This is a genomic window from Bacteroides faecichinchillae JCM 17102 (assembly GCF_000614145.1).
In the GTDB taxonomy this organism is placed as follows: domain Bacteria; phylum Bacteroidota; class Bacteroidia; order Bacteroidales; family Bacteroidaceae; genus Bacteroides; species Bacteroides faecichinchillae.
Map to the genome: position 1 here is coordinate 61,945 of NZ_BAKK01000004.1, position 20,232 is coordinate 82,176.

Annotated in this window: 13 protein-coding genes and 1 pseudogene; 4 read left to right on the forward strand and 10 right to left on the reverse strand. The window is 39.4% G+C overall.

The window, feature by feature from the left end:
• The first annotated feature begins 26 nt into the window (after positions 1-26).
• A complete protein-coding gene (locus tag JCM17102_RS03155) occupies positions 27-1,427 on the forward strand; it encodes an alkaline phosphatase (RefSeq protein ID WP_025073951.1) in 1,401 nt (466 codons plus the stop codon).
• A 69-nt stretch (positions 1,428-1,496) separates the two neighbouring features.
• Here the strand turns inward: JCM17102_RS03155 and susR are convergent, their stop codons facing one another.
• The gene (susR, locus tag JCM17102_RS03160) at positions 1,497-3,092 is read right to left on the reverse strand and encodes a SusR family glycan utilization regulator (protein ID WP_025073952.1); all 1,596 of its coding nucleotides are present in this window, start codon (positions 3,090-3,092) and stop codon (positions 1,497-1,499) included.
• Between the two features lie 243 nt (positions 3,093-3,335).
• On the opposite strand from susR, the gene JCM17102_RS03165 reads away from it, so the two are divergent.
• Both JCM17102_RS03165 and JCM17102_RS03170 read left to right on the forward strand, forming a co-directional pair.
• On the forward strand, positions 3,336-5,186 hold the full coding sequence (locus JCM17102_RS03165; protein ID WP_025073953.1) for a glycoside hydrolase family 13 protein: 1,851 nt from the start codon (positions 3,336-3,338) through the stop codon (positions 5,184-5,186).
• Between the two features lie 424 nt (positions 5,187-5,610).
• Positions 5,611-7,818, forward strand: coding sequence for a glycoside hydrolase family 97 protein (locus JCM17102_RS03170; RefSeq protein WP_025073954.1), 2,208 nt, complete (start codon positions 5,611-5,613; stop codon positions 7,816-7,818).
• Positions 7,819-8,040: 222 nt separating this feature from the next.
• On the opposite strand, the pseudogene JCM17102_RS25985 reads toward JCM17102_RS03170, so the two are convergent.
• The 3 genes and pseudogenes from JCM17102_RS25985 to radC form a co-directional block, all read right to left on the reverse strand.
• Positions 8,041-8,804 (reverse strand): annotated as a pseudogene (locus JCM17102_RS25985) (UDP-2,3-diacylglucosamine diphosphatase).
• 94 nt (positions 8,805-8,898) lie between these two features.
• Positions 8,899-9,210, reverse strand: a complete 312-nt coding sequence (locus JCM17102_RS03180; protein WP_025073955.1) for an iron-sulfur cluster assembly protein — start codon at positions 9,208-9,210, stop codon at positions 8,899-8,901.
• A 44-nt stretch (positions 9,211-9,254) separates the two neighbouring features.
• On the reverse strand, positions 9,255-9,950 hold the full coding sequence (gene radC, locus JCM17102_RS03185; RefSeq protein WP_025073956.1) for a RadC family protein: 696 nt from the start codon (positions 9,948-9,950) through the stop codon (positions 9,255-9,257).
• A 223-nt stretch (positions 9,951-10,173) separates the two neighbouring features.
• Here radC and JCM17102_RS21790 point away from each other — a divergent pair, with 223 nt between their 5' ends.
• Positions 10,174-12,516, forward strand: a complete 2,343-nt coding sequence (locus tag JCM17102_RS21790; protein WP_136498258.1) for a beta-N-acetylhexosaminidase — start codon at positions 10,174-10,176, stop codon at positions 12,514-12,516.
• Positions 12,517-12,956: 440 nt separating this feature from the next.
• Here JCM17102_RS21790 and JCM17102_RS03195 read toward each other — a convergent pair whose 3' ends face one another.
• The 6 genes from JCM17102_RS03195 to JCM17102_RS03225 form a co-directional block, all read right to left on the reverse strand.
• The gene (locus JCM17102_RS03195; protein WP_025073958.1) at positions 12,957-13,946 is read right to left on the reverse strand and encodes a glycosyltransferase family 2 protein; all 990 of its coding nucleotides are present in this window, start codon (positions 13,944-13,946) and stop codon (positions 12,957-12,959) included.
• 122 nt (positions 13,947-14,068) lie between these two features.
• On the reverse strand, positions 14,069-16,189 hold the full coding sequence (locus tag JCM17102_RS32340; RefSeq protein WP_073349186.1) for an endonuclease/exonuclease/phosphatase family protein: 2,121 nt from the start codon (positions 16,187-16,189) through the stop codon (positions 14,069-14,071).
• Between the two features lie 3 nt (positions 16,190-16,192).
• Positions 16,193-17,023 (reverse strand): HAD-IIA family hydrolase, encoded by an 831-nt coding sequence (locus tag JCM17102_RS03210; RefSeq protein ID WP_369897700.1) that lies wholly within the window; start codon positions 17,021-17,023, stop codon positions 16,193-16,195.
• 25 nt (positions 17,024-17,048) lie between these two features.
• Complete coding sequence (locus JCM17102_RS03215; RefSeq protein WP_025073960.1) at positions 17,049-18,326, reverse strand: MFS transporter; 1,278 nt, start codon at positions 18,324-18,326, stop codon at positions 17,049-17,051.
• 11 nt (positions 18,327-18,337) lie between these two features.
• Complete coding sequence (locus tag JCM17102_RS03220) at positions 18,338-19,678, reverse strand: sn-glycerol-1-phosphate dehydrogenase (RefSeq protein WP_025073961.1); 1,341 nt, start codon at positions 19,676-19,678, stop codon at positions 18,338-18,340.
• Positions 19,679-19,719: 41 nt separating this feature from the next.
• Positions 19,720-19,962, reverse strand: coding sequence for a hypothetical protein (locus JCM17102_RS03225; RefSeq protein WP_025073962.1), 243 nt, complete (start codon positions 19,960-19,962; stop codon positions 19,720-19,722).
• Between the last annotated feature and the right edge of the window lie 270 nt (positions 19,963-20,232).

The following is a 20,232-nucleotide window of genomic DNA, read 5'->3' on the forward strand; positions in this document are numbered from 1 at the left end:
TCACTAACTCAATATTAATATTCAAAATGAAAAAGCTAATCTATACGTTATTTTTCGTACTCATTTCCGTTGTAGCTAACGGACAAGCTAAATACGTATTCTATTTCATCGGGGATGGAATGGGAGTCAATCAAGTAAATGGTACTGAAATGTATTATGCGGAATTACAAAATGGACGAATCGGCGTTGAGCCATTGTTATTCACCCAATTTCCAGTAGCGACTATGGCTACTACCTTTTCTGCAACCAACTCGGTGACAGATTCTGCTGCTGCGGGTACAGCTCTATCCACCGGTAAAAAGACTTATAACAATGCTATTTCTGTAGGAGAAGATAAAAAGCCGATGGAAACTATAGCCGAGAAAGCCAAAAAAGCTGGAAAAAAAGTAGGGATAGCTACTTCCGTTAGCGTGGACCATGCAACTCCGGCTGCATTTTATGCACACCAGCCTAATAGAAATATGTATTATGAGATAGCCTTAGATCTCCCTAAAGCTAACTTCGATTTTTATGCAGGAGGTGGCTTCCTGAAACCGACAAAAACTCATGATAAGAAAGATGCGCCTAGTATCTTCCCTATTTTCGAAGAAGCAGGATATACCGTAGCACGCGGTTATAATGATTACAAAGCCAAAGCGGATAAAGCTCAAAAAATGATTCTGATACAAGAAGAGGGTAAAAATCCGGGCTGTTTACCTTACGCTATTGATCAAGAGGAAGATGACCTGACATTAGCACAAATAACAGAAAGTGCAATTGACTTCTTGAAGAAAGGAAAAGACAAAGGATTCTTCCTTATGGTTGAAGGAGGAAAAATTGACTGGGCTACGCACGGTAATGATGCAGCAACAGTATTCAATGAAATAAAAGATATGGATGCAGCTGTGAAAGTGGCCTATGAATTTTACAAGAAACATCCGAAAGAAACCCTGATTGTTATTACTGCAGACCACGAGACAGGTGGAATCGTATTAGGAAGCGGAAGATATGACTTGAATCTGAAAGCTCTTCAGTACCAGAAAAAGTCTACGGATGGACTTTCAAAACGTATCAGCGAACTGAGAAAGTCAAAAAACAATAAGGTAACTTGGGAAGAAATGAAAGAATTTCTTGGTCAAGAAATGGGATTCTGGAAAGAAGTACCCATTTCATGGAAACAAGAAAGAGAACTGCGTGATGAGTTCGAAGAGTCATTCGTAAAGAATAAAGTAGTATTTGCAGAAAGTATGTATTCAAAAAGCGAACCAATAGCTGCTCGTGCTAAGGAGATAATAAATGATATTGCTATGATAAATTGGGCAAACGGCGGACATTCTGCCGGGTATGTTCCAGTATTTGTTATTGGTGCTGGTTCTCATTTGTTCGGTAACAAAATCGACAATACAGAAATACCTCAAAGAATAGCCAAAGCGGCAGGATATAAATAATAAAAATTATATCAATCATGAATATGCCAATTACTACACGATTTATATCTGTAAGTAATTGGCATGTTTTTATAAATTCATAACATCTTGTTCGAATTGCTCTTTGTCTCCGACAGCTTTATTACGCATCCTGCTACGATAATTGTAGATAGTTGCTAAAGAATAACCCAAGAAATGTGCAATTCGATTACTATCTACTACTCCCAGACGGATAAGAGCAAAAATACGGAGTTCGGTGGTCAATAATTCATCCGATTTGGGATATACCCTTCCTTCTTCTACTAATAATTTATTAAAGGAAGAAATAAAGTTTGGGAACAGCTTCAGAAATGCCTTATCGAATTCATTATAAAATTCACTCCGTTCATCCCGTATAAACTGCTCGGACTTAATCGCTTTAAACAAATCTTCTACGCGGGATGCCATTGCCAACTTTGCTAACGAACGACGGTAAGCTTCCAGTTTATCCAGATAGTTCACACATCTATCCAAATAACGGGCAATATATACTTCTTTTATTTTACCAGTCTGTTCCAGTTCTTTATTCACCACTAACATTTGTTCGTTTGCCAAACTCAGGTCACGACGCATAGCAGACAGTTTTCTCATCCAACGATACAAGAAGAAAACGGCAATAAGAAGAAATAAAGAAAGCAGACTCACACTAACCAACATAATACGGGAAACTGCGCGTTCTTTTTCTTCCTTCAATTTGTAGGCTTTGTCTATGATGGGAAAAAACTCTGTCACTTCAATAAACCTCAGGCGAGCATTACACGCAACAGCGTCTTCCATCGAACAATTCAAATATTTATAGGCGCGATCAATATTTCCCTGTTCATACATTAAATATGCCAGCTTTTGCAGTGAGGCATATTCCCTAACAGAAGATTCCAAATCAGCAATAGCAGTCAGTATCAGATAGTAAATCTCTTTTTCCGTATCCTTTTTCATATGATACGCTTCGGACATTGTATAATAAATAAAGACTTTCTGACGTTCATTAACGACCTCTTTCAACGCATCGGTCAACATAATCAAAGCTGTATCAGCCCTTCCGTTAACAATACACTTTTCTGCAGCAACAATGGTTCTGTTTGTTTCCGGAGACATCACACTGATAATAGAGTCTCGATATAATTCCGTTTTCAACAGATATTTCTTTTTCTCTTCTTTACTAGTAGTATAGTCAGCAAGCCATCCATAGCAAGTACGACAGGTTTGATAATAAGATAACAAAGTTTCTTTATTCAATATCTTAGAATTAATCTTTTTCAACTGCTCTATAGCCTCCATATACATACCCATCACTCCCATGACTGTTGCCCGGTCGAGCCTAATTTCATCTTCCAGTTCAGGGCGGTTCAATTGAGGTAGGATATCCATTCTTTCATAGATATAATGGAGTGCAGAATCGGCCTGATAATGAACATAGGCATCAAAAAGAGCATCATATAACCGATACTTATCAAAAGGATCGGTAGCATGAGCTAATTGTACCTTTAAGCTATCTACTTTCCTTTCTTTTAAATTTTGAAATATTTCTTTTCTGCTTATGACATCGTCCAGCCTTTTAAGTATTGCCTTCTTATCCGTATGTTCTGCAAAAGACAAAAGCGGATAAACTAATAAGAAAAAGAGAATATAACAGGGCACATTTCTCATAAAGAACTTTTTAAAGATGTCACAAATATAATGAATATAGTAATGATAATGAAATATATATGAATTACTATTTTCATTATCACTTATATTTTCCAGCTCTCCACAAACAGATAATATCATAATTATCAATATAATAAATAAATCAGAGTCTTATATTTATATTCTAATCCCAATTTACCACTCTTCAACCCTTTACATTTGTCATGTCGTTTTTCCGAGCAAACATTTAAAATCTATACTACCATGAAACGGAATTTTTTATTTGCAATCTTGCTTGTACTATTTAGTTGTCATCAGACATTTGCTACATCGATCGTTAAGAAAGTAGCTCCTACTTTTTGGTGGGCGGGAATGAAAAACCCCGAACTACAAGTCTTATTATACGGTGATAATATATCATCTGCAGAAGTCAGTATCTCTTCCAAAGAAATCACTCTACAAGAAGTGGTAAAATTGGAAAATCCCAATTATCTACTTTTATATCTGGACCTTTCGGAAGCTACTCCACAAAACTTTTCTATTACTCTGAAAGAAGGGAAAAAAAGTACTGAGATTCCTTATGAACTAAAAGAAAGAAAATCAAAAGCTTCTGAAGTAGAAGGTTTCAACTCCGGAGATGTACTTTATCTCATCATGCCAGACCGTTTTGCCAACGGTGATTCTTCCAACGATATCATACCCGGAATGTTGGAAGCAAGAGTTGATCGTAACGATCCTTATGCCCGCCATGGTGGTGACCTGAAGGGAATAGAGAACCATTTGGACTATATTGCAGAATTAGGAGCAACAAGTATATGGCTCAATCCGGTTCAGGAAAATGACATGAAAGGAGGTTCGTATCATGGTTATGCCATTACTGACTATTATCAGATAGACCGCCGCTTCGGAAGTAATGAAGGATTTTGTAATCTAGTGACAAAAGCTCATGACAAAGGTTTAAAAGTCGTAATGGATATGATCTTCAATCATTGTGGAGATGAAAACTATCTTTTCAAAGACATGCCATCCAAAGATTGGTTCAATTTCAAAGGAAACTATGTGCAGACTACTTTCAAAACAGCTACTCCATCAGATCCTTATACCTCAGAAGAAGCAAAGAAAACAGTCGTAGATGGATGGTTTACCCAATGTATGCCGGACTTCAACCAACGCAACCGTCATGTAGCTGTCTATTTAATACAAAGTAGTATCTGGTGGATCGAGTATGCAGGTATCAACGGCATCCGTCAAGATACACATCCTTATGCTGATTTTGATATGATGTCCAACTGGTGCAAAGCTGTTACTAATGAATATCCGGATTTCAATATTGTTGGAGAAACCTGGATAGGCAGCAATGTACTTGTTTCTTATTGGCAAAAAGACAGCAAAGTTTCTGCTCCTAAAAATTCAAACTTACGTACCGTCATGGATTTTCCATTGATGGACCAGATGAATAGTGCTTTCGACGAAGAAACAACAGACTGGAACGGAGGTCTTTGCCGCCTTTATGATTATTTGGCGCAAGACATCGTATATGCCGATCCAATGAATCTGCTTACTTTCCTTGATAATCACGATACATCGCGTTTCTATCGTTCCGACGAAGCTACCAAGAATCTAGATCGATACAAACAGGCATTGACTTTCTTACTGACAACGCGTGGTATCCCTCAGATATATTACGGAACTGAAATCCTGATGGTTGGAGACAAAGCAAATGGTGACGGGCTCCTCCGTTGTGATTTCCCTGGTGGTTGGAAAGGTGACACAATCAACTGTTTTAATGCGACTGACCGTACACCACAACAGAACGAAGCTTTCTCCTTTTTACAGAAATTGCTTCAGTGGAGAAAAGGGAATGAAGTGATTGCTAAAGGCAAACTTAAACATTTTACTCCTCATAAAGGAATCTACGTATATGAACGTAAATATGGAAACAAATCGGTAGTTGTATTCATGAATGGAAACAATCGGGAACAAACAATAGATTTAGCAAATTACAAGGAAATACTGCCCGCTTCTTCCGCTTACAGTGTACTGACTGATGAAAACGTAAAACTTGGAGAAAAACTTACTCTTCAAAGTCGGGGGATATGGGTATTTTCGTTCTGAAAAAGTTCACAAAAGTTTATATTTACTAGAGAAATGTAAAACATAATACATTATATATCAAACAATTATCTCTTATATATACTTATATATTCTCTCTAGTCAATTCTAACAGAAAAGATACCATCTATATTTGTGATAGCCCTTACATAAAGTGCCAGAAAAGTGAAGCTCCCCAATTACCGACCTTCAATTTTTATAAGTGCACCAAGCGATCTTTCGAAACAGGTACAACCTATTTTTAAGGATACTAATAATCAAGTTATAGACCATTTATAGTTGAGTTGTCAGTTATTAACAACTGATTTATAGACTATTAACAGCAGAGAAGTAGACTATTAATACTCAACGAGCGGGTTAAAACGCCCTACAGGACCTTAGAAAACGATTATTGAGAATTGAATGATAATTTAATACCATAAATAAAATGAAGAAGAATTTATTAACTATTGCCTTACTCTGTATTTCGTTTATTGCGAATGCACAACAGAAACTGACTTCACCGGATGGAAATCTGGTAATGACCTTCCAATTAGATAAAGAAGGTGCCCCAACGTACGAATTGACTTACAATGAAAAGACAGTTATCAAACCAAGTAAATTAGGTTTGGAACTGAAAAAAGAGAATGCGACTAAAACAGACTTCGACTGGGTAGACCGTAGGGATATGAACACACTCGATTCAAAGACAAACCTTTATAACGGATTTGAATTGAAAGATACCCAAGCTTCCACTTTCGACGAAACTTGGCAACCAGTTTGGGGTGAAGAAAAAGAAATACGCAATCACTACAATGAGTTAGCAGTAACCCTGTATCAACCAGCCAATGACCGCTCCATGCTTCTACGTTTCCGTTTGTTCAATGACGGATTAGGTTTCCGCTATGAATTTCCGCAGCAGAAGTCACTGAACTATTTCGTGATAAAAGAAGAACATTCTCAATTCGCAATGGCAGGTGACCATACTGCTTATTGGATACCGGGCGACTATGACACACAAGAGTATGATTATACTATTTCCCGCCTATCTGAAATCAGAGGTTTGATGAAACAAGCCATTACTCCCAACACATCGCAAACCCCATTCTCACCAACAGGCGTACAAACTGCATTGATGATGAAAACAGACGATGGGCTATACATCAATCTTCATGAAGCTGCACTAATTGATTACTCTTGTATGCATCTGAATCTGGATGATAAGAACATGATATTCGAATCATGGCTGACACCCGATGCACAAGGAGACAAAGGTTATATGCAGACTCCTTGCAACACTCCCTGGCGTACCATTATCGTCAGCAATGATGCACGCAACATCCTCGCTTCCCGAATCACATTAAACCTGAATGAACCTTGCAAGATTGAAGATACATCCTGGGTAAAACCGGTTAAATACGTCGGTGTATGGTGGGACATGATCACCGGAAAAGGTTCATGGGCTTATACAGACGAACTGACCAGTGTGAAACTGGGTGAAACAGATTATTCAAAAACTAAACCGAATGGCAAACACTCAGCCAATACAGCCAATGTTAAACGTTACATCGACTTTGCAGCAACTCATGGATTCGATGCTGTACTGGTAGAAGGATGGAATGAAGGATGGGAAGACTGGTTTGGCAACAGCAAAGACTATGTTTTCGACTTCGTTACTCCCTACCCTGACTTCGACGTACAGGAAATTCAACGTTATGCCGCAAGTAAAGGTATCAAGATGATGATGCACCACGAAACCTCCGCATCTGTCCGCAACTACGAACGTCACATGGATCAAGCTTATCAGTTTATGGTAGACAATGGATACAACTCTGTAAAAAGCGGTTATGTCGGTAACATGATCCCTCGTGGAGAACACCATTACGGACAGTGGATGAACAATCACTACCTATATGCAGTAACCAAAGCTGCCGACTACAAAATTATGGTGAATGCACACGAAGCAACTCGTCCTACAGGCATCTGCCGCACTTATCCCAATCTGATCGGCAACGAATCGGCACGTGGAACCGAATATGAATCATTCGGAGGAAATAAAGTATATCATACTACAATCCTACCTTTCACACGATTGATTGGCGGTCCGATGGATTATACTCCCGGTATTTTCGAAACTCATTGTAACAAGATGAACCCGGACAATAATTCCCAGGTACGTTCAACACTGGCTCGCCAGCTGGCTTTGTACGTCACTATGTACAGCCCTTTGCAAATGGCAGCTGATATTCCCGAAAACTACGAACGTTTTATGGACGCTTTCCAATTTATAAAAGATGTTGCTATGGACTGGGATGAAAGCAAATATCTGGAAGCAGAACCGGGAGAATACATCACTATCGCTCGTAAAGCAAAAGATACTGACGATTGGTATGTCGGTTGTACAGCGGGTGAAAACGGTCATATCTCTGAACTAGTCTTCGACTTCCTGACTCCGGGTAAACAGTACATCGCCACAGTTTATGCAGATGCCAAAGACGCTGACTGGAAAGAAAACCCACAAGCATACACCATCAAAAAAGGAATCCTGACAAGTAAGAGCAAACTGAACTTGCGTGCCGCTAACGGTGGAGGATATGCAATCAGTATTAAAGAGGTAAAAGATAATTCAGAGAGCAAAGGACTAAGAAAATTATAATAAATAGAACTCTTCAACAAGATACGTTTTCAATAGGTATTTATAACAAAATCTTTTTAAGGATATGCACCATCAAATTATACTTTAATAAAGTGAAAGTCAAAGTGATGGTATCCAAGAAATAATTTACGGCCAAGTCCCGTTAGATTATAAAAAATGTGCCAATTGTTACGCGGTAAAATCCGTCAAACAATTGGCACATCCTATATTAATTAGTAAAAATCAAACCTGCGTTTCCCCTTCTATATATTCTTCCAAGAAGAGATTCTCACCATCGAACACTGCATAAGAAAAATAATTGATCCAATCTCCCAAAATCAACACACGCGAAGTCACACTTAGCATTAAATCCAATTCAATATGTCGGTGCCCGTAAATAAAGAAATTGATATTAGGATGACCTTTCAGATATTCTTTCGTGTAGAGCACCAAGAATTCCTTATTTTCTCCCATATATTCAGGCTCTTTCCCATCGATTCGTTTCTCACGACTATGTTTTGCCCAGTTCAATCCTAGTTCAACACTCCATCGAGGATGAATAGCGGAGAATAATGTTTGCAACGTTTGGCTGTGGAACATCCTGCGAAGGATTTTAAACTTCTTATCCGGGTCGCCCAGACCATCGCCATGAGCCAGATAAAACTCTTTCCCATGAATTTCAGTAGTCAATGGTTCACGATGAATAATGACTCCACATTCTTTGGTTAAATAGTCACCACACCAGATATCATGATTACCAATAAAGTAGTGCACTTCCACACCCATATCTGTAAGTTCGGAGATTTTTCCAAGAAAACGGTATATCCTTTGGGAACAACCAACTTGAACTCATACCAGAAATCGAACATATCTCCTAATAAATAGACAGCAGAAGCTTTATGCTTTATACTATCAAGAAAATTCACCAGACGTCGTTCCTGGGTGCGTCCATGAGCTATTGCCCGCGAACCAAGATGAGCATCGGAAAGGAAATAAACGTTCTTCATCAATTTTACAAATTACTAGTTACTAAACATCTAGAAGCTGCCGCTTCCTTATTACAATCAGCAAAAGGGATTACTCCTCAAAGATAATACTTATTTAGAGGAACCCAAGTTCCAATTTGGCTTCTTCACTCATCATGTCTTTATCCCATTCCGGTTCAAACACCAAATTAATGGTTGCAGAACGTACTCCTTCCACCGATTCCACCTTCTGACGGATATCTTCCATTATAAAATCAGCAGCCGGACAATTAGGAGCAGTCAGAGTCATATCAATTACAGTATCTTTGTCATCGGTTACATCAATTTTATAAATAAGACCGAGATCGTATACATTTACCGGAATCTCCGGGTCATATACAGTCTTCAGCATAGCCACGATCTTTTCTTCTATTTCAAATTTTTCCATAGGGCTTTCTTTTTAACACATTGCAAATATAAGAATAAATTTATTCAGAGCAGTCCTTCGTCAGCAAAACTATAGAACTTATCTTCACAAACAATAACATGGTCTATCAATCGAATGTTCATTGTATCGGCTGCCTTATGGATGTATTCCGTCAAGGTTTTATCCGCTTGGCTTGGACGGGAATTGCCCGAAGGATGATTATGTACAACTGCTATTTGTGTAGCTCTTTGCAAAATAGCTTCCCGAAGAATAGTACGCACGTCCGCATAAGTTCCGTCGATGCCCCCTGTGCTAATACGTACCTTATCTATCACTTTGGTAGCCTGATTTAATAATAAAACCCAGAACTCTTCTTGCTCCAGGTCACACATGATAGGTTGAAAAATAGCATAAATGTCTTTTGAGCAGGTTATTCGAGTCCGCTCTTTGATATTTTGCAATTTCCGTCGTTTACCGAGTTCAAGAGCTGCCATTAAGGTCACACTCTTTGCCGGTCCCATCCCCTTAAAAAGGGAATAATCCTTCACTTCCCACTTTGCAAGCGAGTTCAGATTGTTATCACAAGAAAGCAACATTCGGCGCATCAGTTCGACAGCACTTTCATCAGTATTTCCGGAACCTATCAATATAGCAAGTAGCTCGGCATCACTTAAGGCAGCTGCTCCCTTTTCCATCATTTTCTCACGTGGGCGGTCCTCCAGTGCCCATTGATTGATGGATAGTTTGTGTTTAACTTCCATTCTTATAAAATTAGGTCTACAAAGATAACCTTTATTATAGGAATATGTACTATAAAAGAAGAGTTGATACATAACTTTTTATTCTCTTTCGTTTAACGAATATAATATTATCACAAAAAGAAAAATAAAAGAGGATAATATTTCATATTGTTTTCTTTTTAAATATATTTGCAACTCAAACAGAAAGAAAACAAAATAAATACAATCATTAAAAGTTTAATATATGAAAAGTACAAGCAGGAAAAGCATATTATTATTTATAATGTATTGCTTATTGATCACTCCCTATGCCAATGCGCAAACCAAAGATAATCCGCTTCTCATCCCGGAATTGATGGATTTCACTTTAATGAGGTGTGACTTTAATACTAAAATAAAAGACAAACAACAGATAGAAGATGCACTTCAATCAGGTTTCAATGCTATCTATACTGCCAACGACCGTACATTGGTTGAGCAAGCAAACGGTAAAGGAATAATCCCCCTGAGTAACTATACATTATCAAAATACAAATCAATCGTTCCCTATAAAAATCATCCAATCACTACCTTCGTATTCGCTCGTGAACGCAGCGATGGTTATACCCGCAACGCCATTATTGACCAATGCTTTGTTGAGTATGCCTGCGACACGCTTTATGGTAGTCCTCAATGGATAAAAAAGCTCATCGATAATTCTTTAGAAATACACTCCAGACTGATCAGTAACAATCGTAAATTGATGGTCAGCATCACCAATAAAAGCAGTCTTCCATATACACTTTCCATCAAAAAGACAGACGGATTGCAAACCGAACAAAACACCCTGTCTTTGGACGGGAAGAAAGAAACAATCATCTACTTTACAGGAAATCCAATCGACCAATATGAATATTTGATTTCTACAAAAGTACAGAATACACGACTTACGGACGGTAAACAACTAACATACACTTTCCGGATACCGGGTACTCTTTATCTGGAAGGTACTATTCCTACAAATAGATTATCCATTATCCCCCAACCTAACTCAATTACCCCCATTAAAAATGAAGAATGGTTCACCATCGACAAACAAACACGTATTATCGCAAGAACCCCCAAAGCCAAAGAACCTCTTCATTTCCTCACTGACCGATTAGGAACAGTTGCCAACTTAACACTACCCGTTGCCAAAACCACCAAAGATGATAATAATACCATCATCTTCAGTCGGACCAATGACCCCGGTCTTGGCAAAGAAGGTTATTCGCTTCGCGCTACCAAACGGAATATACAAATCGAAGCGAATGAACCATCCGGTTTTTTCTATGCCGTCCAAACCTTATTACAACTTCTCCCCAGTCAAATTTACTCTTCTCAACGGGAAGATTATAGTACCTGGGATGTACCGGCTGTAGAGATTAAAGACGTACCCAGATTTGAATATCGCGGACTTCATTTGGATGTTGGTCGTCATCTGTATCCGGTAGAGTTTATCAAAAAGTATATTGATTTGCTTTCCATGCAGAAAATGAATCGTTTCCATTGGCATCTAACTGATGATCAGGGGTGGAGAATCGAAATAAAAAAATATCCTAAACTAACGGAAATCGGTTCGATAAGAAAAGAAACGATAAAGAACCGTTATACAGCTCAGGGTCCCCTCCTATTCGACAATACACCTTATGGAGGTTTCTATACCCAAAAGGAAATAAAAGAAATCGTTCAATACGCTAAAGAAAGGTATGTAACTGTTATTCCTGAGATCGATCTTCCGGGTCATATGCTTGCTGCACTGGCCACATACCCTGAATTGGGTTGTACAGGAGGTCCATACGAAGTAGGAACCCGATGGGGTATTTATGATGATGTTCTTTGTGCCGGAAACGAAAAGATATATCCGTTTATTGAGGATATATTAAAAGAGGTATTCGAACTGTTCCCTTGCGAGTATGTACATATCGGAGGCGATGAGTGCCCTAAAACCCGTTGGAAGGCATGCCCAAAATGTCAGGCTAAGATGAAAACGGAAAATTTGAAGGATGAACATGAACTGCAAAGTTATGTAATCAGAAGAGTGGAAAAATTCCTCAATGATAACGGAAAGAAACTGATTGGCTGGGACGAAATCTTAGAAGGTGGAATAGCACCGAATGCTACCCTGATGTCATGGCGCGGCGTTGTAGCTGGTATCACAGCAGCCAAATCAGGTCATCCTGTGATAATGACTCCCAATACGCATGTATATCTGGATCATTATCAGACAAATATGGATATAGCTCCTTTAGGTAACGGCCGAGTAGCTTCTTTAGAATGGACATATAGTTACGATCCTATTCCGAATGAACTGACTCCTGAAGAGGCTTTACATATTAAAGGCATACAAGCCAATGTTTGGAGTGAATATCTACGCACTACGGAAATGGTAGAATACATGACTTATCCTCGCGCCAATGCAGTGGCCGAGATTGGATGGACTTTCTTAGAAAACAGAAGTTGGGAAGATTATACCAAAAGGTTGCAACAACAGTTCGAAAGATGGAGATATTATAATCTGAATTATGCACCCCATTATAAACAACCGATTGGTGTTCATCATAAATAATATCCAATAGTATTAAATAAGATAGAATTTCTCATTAACGGAAGAGGGGCACGTGAGGTGTCTCTCTTTTTTTTAGGTTCATAGGAGATACTAACCGCTTAAAGTATTAGTTTCAATAGAACGGAACTATTGGTTTCAAGGCATGAAACTATTGGTTTCATAGGGTGAAACAAAAGGTTTCACAGTATGAAACTATCTTAGTGCTATATTGAAATAGAAACAACTCGACTGACTAAAGAACAATACAACCACCAATGTTAGTTTTATATCTAATGCAGACAAGTAATATCAAAACGATACAAAGTGTGACGACTAATTTTCCATCACACTGCCGTCACACCTATCCATCACATGTTTATACACTTATAATTAATACATTATCTTCATTTATGTGATGGTGACGGTAAATTATGAAAAAAATCTCTATGGGAGAGTTGGACTTATTTGTAGAAGTTCTTACGGAAAGCCTCAACTTCATCTTTTCCTCGAATGCAACGCTGCCACCACGCATACCAAAATCCGGTACCATATCCTATTAACTGAATAAAAGCAGCAGCTATAGAATATATACCGATTTTAAAACTCTGGTTTTGAATGGTAGAATCGATACATACTAAGAATGCATAAATCATAATCGGGATAAAACTAAACAGACAAAAAGGAGTACCAAGCAATAATAGAGCCACACCTAATGTAAACACAGCCGGCAACAAATGCACTAGTTTCAGTGAATCAGGATATTTTTTATAAAGATTAATGCGGGCAATCCCTGAGTTGCAAACTTGCTTAAAGAATTTCTTCAGATCAGTACGACGTTTATGATATACCCAGGCATCAGGAAAGAGACGGCAAATGTATCCTCCTCGAAAGATTCGAATACTAAAGTCAATATCTTCACCAAAACGCATCTTAGAAAAGCCACCCAAAGTTTCGTACACTTCACGACGAACACCCATATTGAAACTACGAGGATAAAACTTATCCATTTTCTTTTTTCCACCACGAATACCACCCGTCGTGAAGAAAGAGGTCATCGAATAATTAATCGCTTTTTGAATATCCGTAAATGAATCGTGCGCACGATCGGGACCGCCAAATGCATCGGCAGGAGAAGTCTGGAGTTCCTTCTCCACTGCTTCGAAATACCCTTCGGGTAAAATAACATCCGAATCTAATATAATAAGATAATCGCCTTCGCTATGCCCCGCACCATAGTTGCGCGTCTGCCCCGGTCCAGAATTAAATTTAAAGAAGTAACTAATCTTCAATCGGTCTGCGTAACGCTCTACTACCTCTTTACAAGGGATGGAAGATCCGTCTTCTACAATCAACACTTCAAAATCTTTAAAATGCTGTCTGGTAAGACTTTCAAGTAATTCATCCACCTCATCAGGACGATTGTAAACAGGAACAATAACAGAATAACGCATAATGATTTGCCTCACTTTAGATTCAGATTGCAAATTAAAATAAAAAAACGGAATAGAAGAAAGTTATACAAGCAAAATCCCTCAAATCATATCGCATGATGATCTGAGAGGCATTTCTTTAGTCAGTCATTGGTGTATCTCAAAACATTAGCCAAACGCTCGTCCGACTTACCATTCATTTTTCTAGAAGCAAAACCTATATACATCACATCTCCTTTAATCTTGATTCCTTCTGCCTCCATGTACCCTCTATCTGCAAGACCTAGTTCTTTGAGTTTATTTACATCTGCGATAGCTGCCACTTTCCTCTGTCCACACAACTGCCCGTTTTTATCATAAACCCTCACACAAGCTCTTGAAGGAGTATCCACTTTATTATCATTACCTATACCTTCATAATAATAAACAAACTGATCGTCTATATCATATCCTTGAAAATAAAGTTCTCCATCGGGCACAGAAATCTCATATAATGGTTGAAGTTGAGACAACTCTTTAGCTCTGACAGTTAATTCCATCGAAGTTTCAGGTACATCTCCCGAAAGCTCTCCTCCATATTTCAAAGAACTCAGTTTAACATCTGTCAAAGGTAGTTTCATTGCTTCACTCAACCGGTATATCACAAAGAAACGTGTATTAACCCCCGATATATTTTTAGAGTATTGCACACCTAACAAATCTTTTCCGGGATTCACAGCAGGATGTATGTTACGTGTTCCTTTCAAATGAAAGATATCGCCGCCTGCCAATTGTACTTTCTTCCCCGGTTCATATTTTACACGAGAAACAGTTTGAGAACCTCCATATGCCCCATCCTTTCCCTTATTCCCATGACTTCCTATCCAAACATAGGTTTCTCCGTCCGTTTCTTCAATAGCCATATTGGTTCCATGTCCGAAATATTCTAGCACCATATAGTTCGTCGGTTTTGTTACATTAGGAGCAGCTTTCAGTACATTCAGCTGATGTTCGTCTGTTCCGGCAATCTGTACATAATAAATTTCTCCGTTTGTAGCCACATCCATACACTGAATAATTCTATTTCGCTTTAAGTACACCGCTTTGCTATAAAGCAATCCATTGGAAAGAGGAGCAGATAACTTATCGAAATAGTTAGCTTTAAAAGTAGTAGCCCCTGCTGTAAGAGGTTTAGTTTTTGTTTTCTCTTTGCCAGCATTCAAATCCGGTTTCAACTTAAAAGAAACCATTACCGCTTTATGATCGGTCGGCCACCCACCCTTCGGACGAAGAAAACGGTCACGAGTTTTCTCTTTCCTGATCTCACTCTTTATTACAGAATATTCAGGTCCAACTACCCAAGCTTTTTCAGGAGTCATAAAAGTGGTAGGATAATAATAAATAAAATCGATCCGGTCACGTTCGTCGGCTTCAGGAGCCCATGTCAGTTTATCCACCGAGACGGCTTTATTACCGGCTGGAAATGTAAAACCCGGATGAGTAACAGGATTAGGATGAACCACCCGATAGGCATCTTTAAATCCTCCCTCATAAAGCAATCTGGAACAATCCCAATTCACTACGGCTCCATTATGGTTCCATAAGTCTTTCGTATCGTTTTGCCAATCCAAATGAGAAGGTTCGTTAAAGTCCCCTCCTAGCAATACAGCATAACCTTGTTCGATATCCGGCTGTACTTTCTGCAGAAAATCAGCAATTGTTTCTTCACGATAAGCTTTTCGGTTCATCTCCAAAACAGTTGCTTCATCGGTCACCGGAGCATCCATCTTTTTCCATGTGCTCCCGTTATAACCACGAGGCATATAACAAGCGTAATGACGATAATCTAAGTGTGTAGCATAGGCAGCTACTTTTCTCCCGGCAACTGATAACAGTACACGCACAACGGCTCCATTGCTTCCCTTTCCGGGAGGACAAACAATCCGTTGTTCTTCAATCGGATAACGAGTTAATATACCTACAGACAATGATGTCTCCGTTCCATAAAACGTATGTCCACGTTGCTTCAACTCTTTTATCATATAAAGAATAAAATTCTCGCCCTTGTAATCACTCAATTCATTGAGAAATACAACGTCTGCACCCGAATGAATGATTTCATCCGCAATCATATCGACAGCACCTTCCACTCCGGAACCTCCCTTCCAGATATTCATCTGCAAAGCTTTCAAAAAAACTGTTGCGGACGACTTTGTCGCCCGCAACATGCTACCTTCACCACTACCAAGTAAAAATAGCAGGACACAAATAATTAACTTTCGCATTCACTAACTTATATTTTGAGCAAATATAATTAATTCCTGAAGTTCAGCCAAATCCCGTAGGATTAAATCCGGACCAGGCTGAACAGATATGGCTGTATCGTAAGTTGTCTCTCCCGACAATACCAATACACCAAGAGCCTGGGCATTGTTAGCCATCAAAATATCCGTATAAATACGGTCTCCTACCATAGCGATCTGTTCGGCACGCAATCCATGACGTTCCATAATTCCATGTAACATACGCGGATCAGGTTTGCCTACTATCACATCCGGTTTACGGCCCGTAGCATATTCCAATGCAGAACAAATGGAACCACAATCTACTAGTACAACCGGTTTATCCGTAGGACAAACCCGGTCGGGATTGGTTGCTATATAAAACTTTTTCCGACTCACCCACCAGGCCGCACGACACAATCTTGAATACACCAATGACATATCGAAACTAACTACCACTGCATCCGGTTCATCTTCAGCATCATCTGATGTAGAAATAAAGCCCGCTTCTTCAAACTCCCGGATCATACTTGGAGTACCCAGCAAAAAGAGTCTCTTATACTCCGGATGATGCGTGTGTATATAATCAATAGTCGCTTGCGCAGAAGTATAAAACTCATCAGCCGTCGCCTCAATTCCCATTTCTTTCAGGTGATACAAATAATCAGCAGTACTGCGCGAAGGATTATTAGTCAGAAATGAATAACCAATTCCCAATTCCTTCATCTTATTCAAAAAGGTGACAGTAAAAGGAAATAGCGTACTTCCATTGTAGATTGTGCCATCCATATCCAGCGCAATATGTTTTATTTGTTTTAAACGTGTTGCCATCTCCATATTCAATGGCTCTTCTACCTTATTTTCAATCGTTATCATACCCATTTGCTTTTGCTGACCATGCAGCTAAAAATATCAAAGTTCCCATAATAGCAATCAAAATTAATCCTCCGATTGCATAATCCCAACCGTAATGCTGTGCCAGAAGTCCTAATCCCCAGCCAGAAACCAGCGTACTGGCATATCCGAACAATCCGGTAAATCCGACAGCGGTTGCCGCCGCTTTTTTCGTTGCAATATTAGCCGCAGCAATACCGACCAACGCCTGTGGACCGTAAATACAGAATCCGGCTGCTCCCAGCAACAAAGCAGCTAACCACATCGGAGGATGAGGTACTCCCCAAAATAAACCAATGAAGACCGTAGCTAATGCCATGCAAATGACACATACCCGCGGACCACGTCCACCGAAGAAACGGTCGGTTGCCCATCCGGCTACAAGCATTCCTACAATTCCGGAGATTTCAAAAGCTGCAACCATCCATCCGGCGTGCTGGATAGAAATTCCTTTCCATTCTCCCAACAAGGTCGGTCCCCAATCGAGTACTGCATAACGCACTGTATATACAAAGAAGTTAGCAATGGCCAATACCCAAATAGCAGGATTACCAAAAACTTTCTTGCGTACAAATCGTTTAAACTCGGCAGAAGTATCCTCTTTCTCATCACCTGACGTTTTCTGATTTAACTCCGGCAAACCTACCGAACGTGGAGTATCGCGTAAAGCAAACCATAATCCGGCAGCACCTACCAAAGCTATAATAGAAGGAATCCAGAAACACCAACGCCATCCCATGCTAACAATATAGCCACAGACAATTACCACCAGCCCAGCACCGATGGAGTGCGAAGTGTTCCATACGGACATTTTGGTAGCCAGTTGTGTAGGAGGAATCCAATGTGTCAGCAAGCGGGCACAAGGAGGAAAACCCATTCCCTGAAACCAACCATTCAACATCCACACGATTCCAAACATTAGCACTGCCGAACTAAATCCGAACAGGATATTACAGGCAGCGGAAAGTACCAGACCAGTCACCATAAAATAACGGGCATTCACTCGGTCACCTATAAAACCATTCGCAAACTTAGACACACCATACAACAGGCCATGCAATGTTAAAAATAGTCCCAGATCTCCTTTTGTAATACCCAAATCCTCCTGCATAGCAGGCATGGCAATACTAAGATTCTTGCGAACAAAATAGAATAATGCATATCCTATCATACTCGCAATAATGGTCCGCGTCTGCCAATACTTAAATTTCTTTGCCACTTCAGGCGCCATTCCTTGTAGTTCCATCTTTTTCGTATTTAGTCTGTTATTTCCCAGATTTTACCTTTACTAAATAGTCCTTCCAGCCAGTCTTCCATATACCCTGTACGTACAGCAAGATCAAGAACAGTAAACCTGCGACGAATAAATTGTGCACGAATAAATGTCTCACGCAAACGCTTTCTTGTTATACCAATCTCTTCCGGCTCCGTCGGCGCTCCCACCAATTGAAGTCTCTGTTTAACCTCACTATAAGGAATGAGTTGCCCGGACAAACGCTCTTTTATCTTCGGCCAGTTTTCTTTCAATTGTAAAAGCTGAACTTTTAACTGTTCGCGATTCACATATTTTGCTTTTGTTTCTTGTAAACCGATATTCGGGAAGTCAGTACCCACAAACATATCAAGGGCTGTTTTATCTGCTATTTCAGGTTCCGGCCAAGCTGCGCAGCAAGCATCTACATCCAACTGTTCGAATGAAGTCTGCAATACTTGTTCATAAAACGCTGTAATAGCTAACATACCTATACTCACTTGAAAGCCATGAGAAATATGCTCGCCATTATTCAGATGATGTTCCATATTCCAAAGATGACTGAACTGATGTTCGGCTCCTGAAGCCGGACGACTCGATTTCGACCATTGCATAGCAAAACCGCCTAACATCAACCCTTCAATCAGTTGAGAAATCGCTGTTTCTTCCCCTTCAGCCGCCTCTTTAGGAGAGGATAAAGCATCATGCAAACCATCCTGAACGATAGACCATGCCTTTTTATCAATAACTTCCACTCCTAACGCGTCTGCCAAAATCCAGTCTGCACCGGCAGTAACCTTTGCAAACAAGTCCGCATATCCGGAAGCTGTCATAGGACCGGGTGCCTTACTTATAATCGATGTATCCGCCAAAACAGCCTGTGGCGCAGGACAGCTGAAGGTCTGCTTCGCACCATCTGCTGTTATAGATGCACCAAAAGCGGTATATCCATCCATGGATGCAGCTGTTGCCACACACATATATCTTCTTCCCGTAAGATGAGATGATAACTTTGTCAAATCATTAATTGTACCGGAACCTACAGCTACTGGAATAGCAGCATGTTGTTTCAATGAATCCACCAACTGATCTATATATGAATACTCTGCATATAAATCAGAATCCGTAAAGATAAAGGAAGGAAGAGTTTCTATGTTTGCTTGTTTCAATTCTTCTTCCACTCTTTTACCGGCAATTCGATAGGTTGTTTCATCAGCGACTACAACCGCTTTCTTTCCCGGAAACTGTTCTTTAAATAATTCGGCAACTTCTTCTAATATTCCATTGCCTATACGAAGGGCACGTGTCTCATTCGCAGCCTTCAAAGCTTCTTCTACTCTTGACATTTTCACAGTATCAAAATTTACTTACCCGATTGTAAAACCTTTCATACCTCAGTTAGTATATCAGATTCTATAACATCCGGTCGTTTATTAATCTTTTCTTTATATTTCGCTGCGCGTTCTTCCTTCGTCTTCACTTTATCATGTGTCGAAGCCACACTAATCATACAATGCACTCCACGCGCACGAAGAATTTCACATACCTTCTGATTTTCCGGAGTGATAACAGGTCTCACACAAGCAATCATATTCTGCCATAGCTCCAGCATAAACAGTTTGCATGACATATTCACCTGCTTTATGCTTCTTTATCAAAGCAACAACCATCTCCTTCCGTACCTCTAAAGAAAACTAACAATTTACCGCTCTTTACTTTTCGTTTTCTTTTCTTTATCATCATACATTGCCGCAAATATACATAAAAAGAAATACAATGCAATAAAATATGCAATTTATTTTTCTTTTACGAGATATTCCCTTAACTAAAACAACTATTTTCATTATATAATGAAACTTTTCCGACTTTCATTTGCCACATATCAATATTTAATATATCT